The sequence below is a fragment of the Devosia insulae DS-56 genome (assembly GCF_000970465.2).
GTDB classification, from domain to species: domain Bacteria; phylum Pseudomonadota; class Alphaproteobacteria; order Rhizobiales; family Devosiaceae; genus Devosia_A; species Devosia_A insulae.
The window spans coordinates 129,913-142,801 of record NZ_LAJE02000363.1 but is presented as its reverse complement, the minus strand read 5'-3'; the positions used below and the strand labels follow the sequence as shown (position 1 = coordinate 142,801).

General features: G+C 64.6%; 10 protein-coding genes and 1 pseudogene. 3 read left to right on the top strand and 8 right to left on the bottom strand.

Annotated elements, in window-relative coordinates; translation table 11 throughout:
• The 5 genes and pseudogenes from VW23_RS24770 to VW23_RS24750 all read right to left on the bottom strand — a co-directional run.
• Positions 1–194: pseudogene (locus tag VW23_RS24770) on the bottom strand (hypothetical protein); the annotation flags it as partial.
• A gap of 100 nt (positions 195–294) precedes the next feature.
• The gene (locus VW23_RS24765) at positions 295–882 is read right to left on the bottom strand and encodes an NADPH-dependent FMN reductase (RefSeq protein WP_069912149.1); all 588 of its coding nucleotides are present in this window, start codon (positions 880–882) and stop codon (positions 295–297) included.
• A gap of 158 nt (positions 883–1,040) precedes the next feature.
• A complete protein-coding gene (locus tag VW23_RS24760) occupies positions 1,041–1,877 on the bottom strand; it encodes an alpha/beta hydrolase family protein (RefSeq protein ID WP_069912148.1) in 837 nt (278 codons plus the stop codon).
• Between the two features lie 98 nt (positions 1,878–1,975).
• A complete protein-coding gene (locus VW23_RS24755; RefSeq protein WP_069912147.1) occupies positions 1,976–2,998 on the bottom strand; it encodes a YcjF family protein in 1,023 nt (340 codons plus the stop codon).
• Positions 2,995–4,449, bottom strand: a complete 1,455-nt coding sequence (locus VW23_RS24750; RefSeq protein WP_069912146.1) for a YcjX family GTP-binding protein — start codon at positions 4,447–4,449, stop codon at positions 2,995–2,997. Before VW23_RS24750 ends, VW23_RS24755 begins: the two co-directional genes overlap by 4 nt.
• Before the next feature lie 146 nt (positions 4,450–4,595).
• On the opposite strand from VW23_RS24750, the gene VW23_RS24745 reads away from it, so the two are divergent.
• Positions 4,596–5,030 carry an SRPBCC family protein gene (locus tag VW23_RS24745; RefSeq protein WP_069912145.1) on the top strand — a complete coding sequence of 145 codons (435 nt, stop codon included), beginning with the start codon at positions 4,596–4,598 and terminating at the stop codon, positions 5,028–5,030.
• Between the two features lie 50 nt (positions 5,031–5,080).
• On the opposite strand, the gene VW23_RS24740 is transcribed toward VW23_RS24745, so the two are convergent.
• The 3 genes from VW23_RS24740 to VW23_RS24730 form a co-directional block, all read right to left on the bottom strand.
• Positions 5,081–5,998: a homoserine O-succinyltransferase gene (locus tag VW23_RS24740; RefSeq protein WP_069912144.1), complete on the bottom strand. Its 918-nt coding sequence runs from the start codon at positions 5,996–5,998 to the stop codon at positions 5,081–5,083.
• Between the two features lie 59 nt (positions 5,999–6,057).
• The gene (locus VW23_RS24735; RefSeq protein WP_069912143.1) at positions 6,058–6,924 is read right to left on the bottom strand and encodes an ATPase; all 867 of its coding nucleotides are present in this window, start codon (positions 6,922–6,924) and stop codon (positions 6,058–6,060) included.
• A gap of 380 nt (positions 6,925–7,304) precedes the next feature.
• Entirely contained in the window at positions 7,305–8,813 is a 1,509-nt protein-coding gene (locus VW23_RS24730) for an arylsulfatase (protein ID WP_069912142.1), read from the bottom strand.
• Positions 8,814–9,195: 382 nt separating this feature from the next.
• On the opposite strand from VW23_RS24730, the gene VW23_RS24725 reads away from it, so the two are divergent.
• Complete coding sequence (locus tag VW23_RS24725) at positions 9,196–10,968, top strand: flagellar hook protein FlgE (protein ID WP_069912141.1); 1,773 nt, start codon at positions 9,196–9,198, stop codon at positions 10,966–10,968.
• 68 nt (positions 10,969–11,036) lie between these two features.
• On the top strand, positions 11,037–12,884 hold the full coding sequence (gene flgK, locus VW23_RS24720) for a flagellar hook-associated protein FlgK (RefSeq protein WP_069912140.1): 1,848 nt from the start codon (positions 11,037–11,039) through the stop codon (positions 12,882–12,884).
• The last annotated feature ends 5 nt before the right edge of the window (positions 12,885–12,889 follow it).

Below are 12,889 nucleotides of genomic sequence, written 5' to 3'. Positions count from 1 at the left end.
GACCGGGTCGGCCGGGGCGGGGCCCACAGTGCCGTCGAGCCGACGGTCATCGTCGCGCCGACCGGGCTGCCGAGGTCCAGCATGGCTTCGCCGGTCGCCTCGAGCCATTCGTTCCAGGCCAGCATCACGGCCGCCTGTGCCTCTTCGCTCTCGGGTTCGCCACCGCCATGGTAGGCCAAGAGATAGTTGGGCATCGCGCATCTCCATATCGCCGGCGACGTGCCGGATATGAGAACGGGTAGCCCGTCGATGCGACTCTTGTGTGAAGGCGACCCGAGCGCTTTCAGGAGAAGTCTAGGCGGTTTTGCGCTCGATCTCTTCCACCGCCTGCTGCGGCTTGGTGAACATGCCGATCCAGTCAGTGAAGCGCTCCACCCAGATATTGAGGTTGGTGCTGAGCCGCTCATCGGTGATGTGGTGGTCATCGTCGATCGCGCCGGGCCGCGACTGGAAATAGATCTCCGGCCGGCCCATCAGCGCCACGCCCACCACCGGCAGGATCGAGCGGAGATGCGCCTGTGCCGCGGCAGTGCCGCTGACCCCGCCGGTGGCGCCGGCAATGGCGCCCGGCTTGTCGGTCCACACGCTCTCGCCGAAAGGCCGCGACGGCCAGTCGATGGCATTCTTGAGGATGCCGGGGATCGAGCGGTTGTATTCGGGCGTCACGAACAGCACCGCATCCGCCGCGGCGATTTCGCGCTTCAGCCGCATCACTTCGGCCGGCGGATCGTTCCACAGCGCGTCGTCGTAGAACGGCAGGTTGTCGATCTTGATGTACTGGAACTGCAGCTTGCCGGCGGCCAGCTTTTCCAGCGCCTTGGCGAGCTTGAGGTTCGAAGAGGTCGGGCGCGTGCTCCCGACGAATACGGCGACCCGGTACATTGGTGCCCCCTGGTTACTAGATGTGACTGGGGGTGGATATGTGCCTATGGTCAGAAGCGCGCAAGACGGCACATTCATGTGACTGGCGAACGCATTGTTCACCGCGCGCAGAAAGGGCCGGGTGTGAACCCGGCCCCTGTCTTGGATCGGAACAGGTGTTACAGCGTGTCCTTCAGCCAGGCGGTGGTCTTGTCGATCACCTGCTTGCCGATTTCGGGCTGCTCGCTGAACACGCCCAGCATGTGATCGGCGCCGGGGATGCTGAGCGACTCGGTCTTGCCCTTGGCGAGACCCAGGTACTGCTCGAAGTAGCCGGTCGCCGGGTCGGCCTCGCCGGCAACGGTGAGGAACGGGCCGGCATAGCCAGAGAACCGCGCGGCGAGATCGTTCTGAGTGAGGCTATCGAAGAAGCTCTGCTTCAGCGTCACCACGCGCCAGCCGAGATCGACACTGGCCGAGCCCTCGGCCTTCGCCTTGTCGTAGAAGTCCTGGCCGAGGAACTCGTGGAACTCCTTCTGCAGATCGCCCATCTGGCCCCACACCACCACCGACTTGAAGTCGTCGGGTTCGAGCATGGCGACCGCAGCGCCGAAGCTGTAGCCGATGACGCCGACCCGGGCCGCGTCGACGCCCTCGGCGCCGCTGAGATAGGTGCGGGCCTCGGCGGCATCTGCCACCAAGCCTTCGAGCGTGGTGTCCGCCATGTCGCCGGTGCTCTCGCCGTAGCCGCGGAAATCGATGCGGAGCGACGCGATGCCTTCGGCGGCGAGCGCCGCGGCCTGCTGGGCGAACAGCCCGCCCACTTCATCGCGGGAGCTGCCGAAGCCGTGCAGCATCACCACGGCCTGCCCGGTCGCGCCGCTATCGGGAGTGGAGAGGGTAGCCTTCACGCCGCTCGGCAGGTCGACGACTGTCTCGGCCGCGAGTGAAACGCTGGCCAGCAGCGCGAAAGTGAGGGTGGCGACGGTCTTGGTGCTGGTGCTGAGGATCGACATTGCTTCTCTCCGTTGTTGGCCCGAGGCCCTGGTTGATGTCCACAGTTCTAGCCACGGGACCCGGAACGAGATTGGAGAAATCCGACAATGTGGGTCGCCTACTTCTTCTCCGCATTCAGCACGTTGGCCAGCTCGGGGATGAAATCCTTGACCATCGGCTGCTTCACCACCTCGAACGGCAGTGGGCGGACAACGCGCATCGCGGCGATGCCGACCCGCACCGTCATCAGGCCGTTGACCACACCCTCGCCGAGCCGGGCCGAGAGTTTTGCCGCCAGCCCCTGGCCGACCAGCTGCTCGACCACGCCATCGGTCAGCACCAACCCGCCGGTGACCGCGAGGTGCGCGAGGATGGCGCCGATCAGCCGCCAGGTCCCAATGAAGCCGGGGCGCGCGCCATAGAGCCGGGCGATGTCACCGCCGAGCCGCACGCTCTCGAAGATGACGAAGGCGATGTCGATCAGTGCCCGCGGCGAGACCGCCGTCACCAGCGCCACGCGCCGCGCCGAGGCCGCCGTCAGCGCCCGGGCCCGCATATCGAGCGGCGCCATCAGCAGCCGTTCACCCAGCCGAACATGCTCGGCGCCGTCGAAGACGTGGCGCGCATTGCTCTCCAGCTCGTCGCGTGGCCGCGCCAGGTCCGGCCGGCGGGCGTAAATTTCCAGCAGTTCGCGGGTGATCGCCGCGCCGTCCTTGTTGCGGTCGCTGGCCAAGGCCGCGATCGCCGCGTGGCGTAGCTGGTCGAGGGCGCGGAGCCGCAGCAGCGACGCCACCTCGCGCACGATGATCACCAGCAGCGCGATCACCAGCACTGCCAGCACGCCGAGGCCGACCCAGCCGAGCCAGGGTTGCGCCGCGAACAGCTCGGCGATCAACCGCTCAGCCGCCAGCCCCAGCGCCAGTGACACCAATATGCCGCCGGCGATCCAGGCGACTCGTCCGACCCAGCCGAGCAGCCGGGGCGGCCGCACGGCGTCATCCAGGGGGACTTCGATATCGGTGATCGGCTCGATGCTCTCGGGCAGGGCGACGGCCTGCGCCGGTTCGAACACCCGTGGGCGGCGCGGCTCCTCGGCGGCGCCGCCGCTGGACGAGACGGGGCGGGCGAAAGGAGGTTTCATCGCAGCCAGTCTCCGATCAGATAGTCGAGCGCCCGGTCGAAACGGATATGCGGCAGCACGACGTTGCCCTCGGCGTTCTTCTCCAGGCGCTGTGGCGGCTGAAAGCGCAGGAAATTCAGCGCAACTGGACGGCCATCCTCGAACAACGAATCAGGATGCTCAGGCAAGTCACCGGGAAACAGTGCGATTTCGGTCTTGCCATCGTAGGTCCTGCCGTCCAGCACCTCGCCCGCCTGTGGCGTCCCAACGATCACCTCGTGTTTCTCGCCAGCCTCCTCGATGACGCTCTCGCGCGTTGCACGGATCGCTGCAATTGCCATCGAGCGGGTCTCGGCGCCGGCGAACCGGGCCTTCCGCGCCGCATCGGCAACCAGTCGGTTCATCACCGCTTCCAGCCGGTCGTGGCTCGAGGAGTGGATGTGGTCGGCCTTGGTGGCCGCGAACAGGATGCGGTCGATCCGCCGCGCCACCAGCCGGGTGATCGGGTTGTTGTCGCCCTGCCGGAAGCACGACAGGATATCGGTCAGCGCCGTTTCGAGATCGGCGACTGCCGCCGGGCCGGCGTTCAGCGCCCTGAGCGTATCGACCAGCACCACCTGACGGTCGAGCCGCGCGAAGTGATCGCGGAAGAACGGCCGCACCACGATCGCCTTATAGGCCTCGTAGCGCCGCTCCAGCATGGCGTAGAGGCTCGACGACCGCACCGGGCCCACCGACGGCGGCAGCGGCGCGAAGGTCAGCGCCGGGCTGCCCTCGAGGTCGCCGGGTAGCAGGAACCGGCCTGGGGGCAGGGTGCTGAGCGCCCGTCCGTCCTCGCGGCTGCGCCTGAGGTAATCGGTGAATGCCGTCGCCAGTCGCTCGGCATCCACATCGGTCGCCTCTTTCGAGCTGTCCGTCTGCGCGATCTCGCTCAGGAAAGCCGCGGCTTCGGCTTGCGAGTGCGGCAGTGCTGCCCGCTTGAGCGCCTGTTCGCTCCATTCAGCGAAGCTCAGCGACAGCAACGGCAGGTCGAGCAGCCATTCGCCGGGATAGTCGACGATATCGAGGTTGAGCACGGTCGGACCGAACATCCCCGACACCCAGCGTTTCGATTGGAACTTCAGCGTCAGCCGCAACTGGCTGATCTTGCGCGTCGAGTCCGGCCAGTGCGGGTCTTTGCCGGTCAGCGCCGCCAGATGCTGCTCATAGGCAAAGCGCGGGATGCCGGCATCCGGGTGCTCGGCCAGCCGCGCGCCGATGAACCGTCCCTCGGTCAGCGCTGCAAAGCCGGGCAGGCGCCCGCCGGTCAAAAGGTTATGGATCAGCGCCGTAATGAAGATGGTTTTGCCGGCGCGGCTGAGCCCGGTCACCCCCAGGCGCAGCGTGGGCGTGAACGGCGCCGCCGCCGCATCTGCGAGGTTGCCCAGCGCGATGCCGATCTCATCTGTAATGGTCGTCGGCGATTGCGGCACAGGGGTTCCTCGGATTGCCCGGAAGGTAGGCGGTCCCCTTGGGAATGCAAGGCTAGCGCGTTGGCGCTGCTCAACTTGGCGCCGCAATGATGTCGGCAACCTCATGCTGCGGCCGGGCGTTTGACCTCCAACCAGAGGAGGTGCAGATGCACAAACCTGTCGTTGAAATCGACACCTTTATCGCCGCCCCGAGCGCTACCGTATGGAAGGCTATGAAAGGCGGCGCCATGTTTCCCGGCACCAGGATCGAGACGGACTGGAAGATCGGCCACCCCATTACCTTCAAGGGCGAATGGCAGGGCAGGAGCTTTACCGATCGCGGCGAGATCCAGACGCTGGCGGAGGCCAAAGAGTTGAGCTTCACCCACTGGAGCGACAAGGACGGCTCCAGCCAGCGCCCGCCCAGTTATCACGTGGTCAAATACGAGCTCTCCCCATCAGGCGCGCGGACCAAGGTGACGCTCAGCCAGTTCAACGAGGGCGAGGACACTGAGGTGGACGCCAAGACCCAGGCCGAGTTCGAGAGGAACTGGACCATGATGCTGGAGGGGCTGAAGAAGTCGGCCGAGGGGATGCACTGACTGAAGCAGACGGCCCCGGACGGGGCCGTCTCTCAGTTCCTCAGATCGCCTTAGTCACGCAACCCGATCCTTTCCAGCTCGTACGGCGTCGTCTGGTAGATCTCGTTGATCCAGTTCTGGAACAACAGGTGCGCATGGCTGCGCCAGCGGTTCTCCGGCTCCACCGTGGTGTCGCCATGGGGGAACAGGTTCACCGGCGGCGGCGTGTCGAGCCCGGCTTTGACATCGCGCTCGTACTCATCCGCCAGCGAGCGGTTGTCGTACTCGAGGTGGTTCAGCATGTAGAGGGCAGGGCGTACCTTGTCCTCGAGCATGCAGACGCCGATGTCGTCGTTGTCGATCAGCACCTCGAGGTTCTCGCCAAGGCTCGTCCGGTCGATGTCGTTGTAGCGGCTCACCGGAATCATCGGGCTGTCCGAGAAGCCATGCAGCCACGGTGTCTGCGGGCCGACCAGCTTGTGGCGGAACACCCCGAAGGCCTTTGACGGCATGCGGTAGCGCCTGGCGCCATGGAAGTGATGCAGCGCCGCCTGCGCGCCCCAGCAGATGAACATCGTGTGGTGCACGTTGGTCTCTGTCCAGTCCATGATCTCGAGCATCTCGGACCAGTACTTGACCTCCTCGAACGGCATGTTTGCTACCGGGGCGCCGGTCACTACGAAGCCGTCGAACTTCCGCTCCCGCACCTCTTCCCAGGTGGAATAGAAGCTCTTGAGGTATTCTTCCGAGGTGTTCTTGGATTTGTGGTCGCTGACGCGCACCAGCGTCAGATCGACCTGCAGCGGCGTAGCCCCGATCAGCCGGGCGAACTGCGTTTCTGTCCGCTCCTTGTTGGGCATCAGGTTGAGCAGGCCGATCTGCAGCGGGCGGATGTCCTGGCGCGCGGCGCGGGAGGAGTCCATGACCATGACACCCTCCGATTGAAGGGTCTTGGCCGCTGGCAAGTGGTCAGGAATGCGAATTGGCATGATGTGCCTCTAGATAGGATAGCGATTGGGTGAGCGGAAGCGGCGCCGATATTTCGGCGCTATCGCATTCGCTGACGGATCGCCCCTGCCACGAGGTCGAGGAATTCGTCGCCGTCGCGCACCGTGGCGAGGTCGCTGGCTTCGATAGTGTAGCCGAAATTGTCGGCGAGCTGCTGGTAGCGCGGCAGCCGGTCCTTGAGCAGGGCCTCGAAACCCCAGGCGCCGAACGCGTCCGGATCGACGTCGGCGTCGTCCTTGAGCTTGTTGAGGGTTTTGAACTCGGCCCATTTCTCGACGAGGAAATGCGGCTGGTAATACATCGGCTTGGGGCTGTGCTTGAAGCGCTCGACCAGCTTGTGCGCATCATCCTCGGTGCCGCGGATGTAGAGCAGCAGCGTGCTCGCCGTCAGCGCCTTGATCACCGGATCCTCGGCATTGGCAGGATCCACCACCTCGATCAGCGAGCCGCCGGTATCGGCGATGAAGTTCGAGTAGCCATAGAGCTGGTCGGCGCGCTCGATGAAGTAGGGCACATCCTCCAGCGCCGCGACCTCGGCCACCCGGTGTTGTTCCTGCCGGCGCTGGTACTCGCTGAGCGGCAGGCCGCCGCGGCGCGCATCGCCGGGGCGCCCGAGATAGGTCGAGAGCGGGTCGAGGTTGGAAAAGGTGATATTGCTGTCGATCTTGATCGAGTCGGTCCGCAGCAGCTCGCGCAGGAACGGCACCTTCATGGCCTCGGCCTTGAAGTTGTCGACGATGAACTCGCCCATGTAGCGCGTGCCGATGCGGTAATCGGCCGAATAGTGGAACCACTGGTGCTTGCGCAACAGCGCCGCCAGCCAGGTCTTGCCGACCCCGGCCATGCCGAACACCGTCACGGCGTGACGCGGCGCGCTCAGGAAATCCTCGGCGGAGTTGAACAGCATAGGGGGCGGGTCCGGTTCGGCGTGATCGATTTAGACGATGCGCGGGGACGGGACAAGGGCAGGGGGTACGAGTTCGATACCCCCCTTGGCGAGGAAAGTGAACACTTTACGGAAGTTGCCAAGCTGGAAGATGGCAAGTCTGCTGACCGTGAACTTGGGTTCCGGGCGGTGGGGTTTGCGATGGCGCCGGACTTGGATCCGGTGGCCGCCAAATGGGCCGATATGCCTCCACAAGGACTGAGCGCATCTTCGTCCTCCTCCCGGGAGGCCGGGCCCAATGGGGCCAGACCTGACTGCGAGAGCCGATGATCATCGCTCGTGCGACCGGCCAGTCGACCGTTGATGACTAAGTGGCTGTGGTGATGCCGCCTTCTGTGGCGTCAGTGCCCGTGTGAGGCCGACGCCGCCTCCATCTTGTCAATCACCTGGTCGAGGCTGAAGCTCGCCGCCTTCTGCCGCGGCGGGAATTCCTCGAATGTCTGCAGGAACTCCGCCACGCCAGCCTGCGCCGGCACCAGCATGTAGATGTGCCTGAACATCCAGTCGTAGAAGGTATTCGAGGTCTGAATAGCCGGCTCGAACGGATCCATGCGCAGGTTGAAGATATAGGGGGTGCGGAGCACGACAAACGGCTCGAGCCAGATCTTGAGCGTCGTCTCGACCCGCTGCTCCATGAACATCATCTTCCAGTTGTCATACCGTAGCGCCGCCACGTCGCCATCATCGGTGAAGTAGATGAAGGCCTTGCGGGGACTCTCGGCCTCCTGGCCTGTCAGGTGCGGCAGCAGGTTGAAGCCATCCAGATGAACCTTGAAGGTCTTGTCGCCGACCTTCAGCCCCTTCTTCAACTTCTCCTTGATGTCGGTGTCTCCGGCGATCGCCAGGATCGTGGGGAACCAGTCGAGATGGCTGATAATGCCGTTCGACACGGAGCCCGGTTTGATCTTGCCCGGGTAGCGCACCATGCAAGGCACGCGATAGGCACCTTCCCAGCTGGTGTTCTTCTCGGAGCGGAACGGGGTCATGCCACCGTCCGGCCAGGTGTTCATGTGCGGGCCGTTGTCGGTTGAGTACTGCACGAACGTGTTGTCGGCGATGCCCAGCTTGTCGATGAAATCGAGCATCTCGCCGATCGCCTTGTCGTGGTCGATCATCACGTCGTGATACTCGGACTGCCAGCGACCCGATTGCCCGCGGCTCTTCGGGTCGACGTGCGTCCAGGCATGCATGTGGGTGGTGTTGAACCACACGAAGAACGGCTCGCCAGCATCGTGAGCCTTCTGGATGAACGCCTTGGCCGCCGCGAGGAAATCGAGGTCGATCGTTTCCATCCGCTTCTTGGTCAGCGGGCCGGTGTTCTCGATCTTCTGCCCGCCTTTCCCGTCGGCCCAGCAGTGCAGCACACCGCGCGGCCCATACTTCTTCCGGAAGTTCGGGAAGTCCTTCTCGCTTGGATAGTCGACTTCTTCGGGCTCTTCCTCGGCGTTGAGGTGGTAGAGGTTGCCGAAGAACTCGTCGAACCCATGCATCGTCGGCAGATGTTCGTCGCGATCGCCCAGGTGGTTCTTCCCGAACTGGCCCGTGCGGTAGCCAAGTGGCTTCAGCGCCTCGGCGATGGTGATGTCTCCGGCCTGCAGCCCAAGGGAGGCGCCGGGAAGGCCCACCTTGGTCAAGCCGGTCCGAAGGCCGCACTGGCCGGTGATGAAGGACGCCCGCCCAGCCGTGCAGCTCTGCTCGGCGTAGGAATCGGTGAAGATCATGCCTTCATTGGCGACCCGATCGATGTTCGGTGTCCGGTAGCCCATCAGCCCCTTGGTGTAGCAGCTGAGATTGGCTTGGCCGATATCGTCACCCCACATCACCAGGATGTTCGGCTTAGTATTGGGCATAACAAGTCTCCTCACATTCTCGATTGATGGCGAGCGTGAGGAACTCGTGGCACCATCTTGCACTGCCCGTGCGCAGCGACCGTAAAGAGGTCACAGCAAATCCGCCTCAATAGTGGATCAAAGGCATATCTCAGCCGCCGCGATCCCGGGTCCTCGTCCTACCGTGTGCCGGCATTGGCCTGTCCCTTGCGGGCGATTGCCCGAACGCCTCCCGGCAATTGTTGCCGCCCGACCCGGACTCTTTTGCCCCTTTATCGCCACACCCGTTACCAGTGCGGCGAAAAACCAAGCAATTTCAACGCGCAGTCGAACTGGCATCGCCCTTGCATTGCATAATCCGAACCCGCGTGTCCGCACGCCAAATGGGGGTATGGAGCAAACTATGGGCATCTACGGCGCTCTTTCGACCGCAGTCACCGGGCTACGCGCCCAATCCTTCGCGCTCGAGAACATCTCGGGCAACATCGCCAACAGCCAGACCACCGGCTTCAAGCGCATCGACACCGACTTCGTCGACATGATCCCCGATGCCGCCCAGAAGCGGCAGACGGCCGGCTCGGTGCTCGCCTACTCGCGCTCGACCAACAACATCCAGGGCGACATCAAGGGCACGTCGACCGAAACCAACATGGCGATCAACGGCAACGGCTTCTTCGTCGTCGAGCCGCCGATCGGCATGTCGGATGGCGACACGCTGTTCGCCGGCGCCAACTACTATACCCGCCGCGGCGACTTCGAGCTCGACAAGAACGGCTACCTGGTCAACGGCTCGGGCTACTACCTCAAGGGCCTGCCGATCGATCCGGCGACGCAGAACATTTCGAGCTCGGTGCCGCAGGTGCTGCAGGTGTCGAGCGCCTTCCTGCCGGCGCAGCAGACCACTTCGGTCAATTACGAGCTGAACCTGCCGCAGCTACCCAAGACGGCGGCCTACCAGGCTTCCAAGGTGCCGGGCAGTGAACTGCTGCGGGCGCAGGACTTCCTGACCATCACGCCCGACACGGCCGCAACCACTTCTGGTGCGACCACCACGTCCGGCGCTGCCGCCAACACCATTGCGGTGGCCGGCAACACGCTGACCCTTACCGTCAACGGCGGCACACCGGTCACCATCACTTTCAACGAAGGCGGCGGCACCAGCGGTACCAACGTCGACGTGACCGCGGCGGGCACCGTCGGTGGCCTGTTGACCGCCATCCAGGCCGCCATCGACGGCGCGCTGCCGGCCGGCGATCGGCCCACCGTCGCTCTCAACTCGAGCGGCGCCATCACCGTGATCGGCGCCGACGCCACCGACGTGGTGCAGGTCGCCGACAACACCACCGGCACCTCGTCGCTGGGGTTCGGTCTGGCCGACGGCACCTACAACCCGACCGTTTCGTCGGCGCTCGCCCTGCAGCAGCGCGTCAATACCGTCAGCGCCGACAAGGCCGACGCCTTTGTCTCGCAGTCGATCTCCGGCGGCGCGGTAACGGTCTATGCCGGCAATGGCGCGCCGGCCAACGTGCAGATGCGCTGGGCCAAGGTGAACTCGACCGCCAATGGTGGCGCAGAGAAGTGGAACCTGTTCATCCTCACCAACTCGCAGGCCACCGGCACCGGCACCGCCTGGACTCGGGTCGGTGACGACTACACCTTCGGGCCCGATGGCTCGCCCAACCCGCCGGTCGAGGCCACCGAACTGCCCGGCCTCATGGTCAACGGCGTCACCATCGGCGATATCCGCCTGCAGCACGGCGCCTCGGGCCTGACCCAGTTCGCCGATCCGAACGGCAACGCCGAAGTGACGACGCTCAACCAGAACGGCTATGCTGCCGGCGAGTTCGTTTCGGTGGGGGTGAACGACAACGGCCGCGTCGTGGTCTCCTACACCAACGGCCAGCAGCTCGAAGTGGCTCAGGTGGTCACGGCGAACTTCAACGCGGTCAATGCGCTGAAACGCATGGATGGCGGGGTGTTCGCCGCGACCTCGGAATCGGGTGAGCCGCTGCTCGACACCGACGGGGTGATCGGTTCGGCCGTCGAGGCCTCCAACACCGACATCTCCGAAGAGTTCACCAAGCTGATCGTCACGCAGCAGGCCTACGCGGCCGGGACGCGCATCGTCTCCGCGGCCGACCAGATGCTGCAGGAATCGCTGAACATGATCCGCTGAGGCGGACCTGAACCCCTCCGGCGCGGGTCCGTCCCGCGCCGGAGCTTTCTCAACTGGAGCAGGGTGGTATGGGGCTCTCGGTTACCCTCAGCAATGCGCTCTCGGGCATGCGTGTCGGCCAGAACGCGCTCGATACGCTGTCCAACAACGTCGCCAATGCCGGCACCCCCGGCTATCACCGGCGTTCGGTCAGCGTCATCGACTCGCTGGGCGTCAACTCGACCTATGCCCGCGAAGGCCAGCTCAGCCGCGCCTTCAACCAATCCCTGCAGGCCCACTACACGCGCTCGACCGCCGAATCCGGCTTCACCAGTGTGCAGGCGAGCTTTCTTGATCGGGTGCAGACGCTGTTTGGCAAGCCTGGCACCGTCGGCTCGATCGACAGCGCCTACAACGCCTTCGAGAGTTCGCTCGCCGCCGTCGCCACCAGCCCTGATAGCTACGCCAACCGGGCCGATCTGGTGCAGAAGGCCCAGACCGTGGCCTCGACGCTCAACCGGCTGAGCTCCGACATCCAGTCGCTGCGCCAAGAGATCGAGGCCAAGCTCTCCAACAGCGTCGACTCGATCAACAACCAGCTGCAATCGCTGGAAAAGGTGAACCTGCGGCTCGCCGACCAGGGCATCGACACCACCTCGCGCGCCACGTTGATGGACCAGCGCGACCGGCTGGTCGAGGACCTGTCGCAGCAGATGGATCTGCGCGTCAATTATCGCGGCGACGGCACGGTTTCGCTGATGACCCGCTCGGGCGTCGGCATCCTCGACGTCAAGGCCTCGGTGTTCAGCTACGAGAGCGCCGGCGCGCTGTCGGCCGCCTCGCGCTTCAGCCCGAACGATGCAGTGAGCGGCGTCGGCAAGCTTTCGATCATGACACCGGCTGGGCTCGAGATCGACCTGGTCAAGCAGAACGTGCTGCAATCGGGCGAGCTTGCCGGCCTCATCCAACTGCGCGACCAACAACTGGTGCAGGCCCAGGATCAGCTCGACGAGATCGCCGCCTCGGTGGCGCAGGCCATGTCGACCAACGTCACCCAGGGCACGCAGGTCACCTCGGGCCCGTCGAACGGCTACGAGGTCGACCTCGCCAACGTCCGCAACGGCAACGAGTTCACCTTCAAATACACCCAGGGCGGTGCCGAAAAGACCGTCCGCGTGCTGCGCGTCGACGATACCACCAAGCTTCCGCTCGACTATGTCGATGCCAATGGCGCGCGGGTCATCGGGCTCGATTTCTCCGGCGGAGCTGCCGGCGTTGCCTCGCAGCTGCAGAACAAGCTGGGTGGGGGGCTCAGTGTCTCCAACCCTTCGGGCAATACGCTCAGGATCATGGATGATGGCGTCGCCGGCACCACCGACATGCTGTCGCTATCGACGCGCACCACCTCGTCAGGGCTGCAGAACGGCACGCTCGGCTTTTCGCTGTTCGTCGACACCAACAACGCCGACTTCACCAATAGCCTCGACGGCGTCGGCCAGAAGCTCGGCTTTGCCAGCCGCATCAGCGTCAACGCCTCGATCGTCGCCGACAATAAGCTGTTGGTGCAGTACACCGGCACCACGCCGTTGGGCGATCAGGACCGGCTCAACCAGGTAATCTCCAACCTCGACGACATGCGCTTTTCCGGCGGGCAGGGGAGCGGGCTGAGCGACGCCAGCTCGCGCCTCGGTGGCACGGTCGCCGACCTGATTTCGCAGACCCTCAACTACCAGGGCAACGTCGCCGAAGCCGCGATCTCGAACAACGAGACGCAGCAGCAGACGCTCTCCGCCCTGACGCAGCGGCTCGACAGCGAGTACGGCGTCGACGTCGATGAAGAAATGGCGCGCCTGATGGAACTGCAGAACGCCTTCGCCGCCAATGCGCGGGTGATGAGCGTGGTGCAGGAACTGATGGACTCCCTGATGCAGCTCTAAGGAGT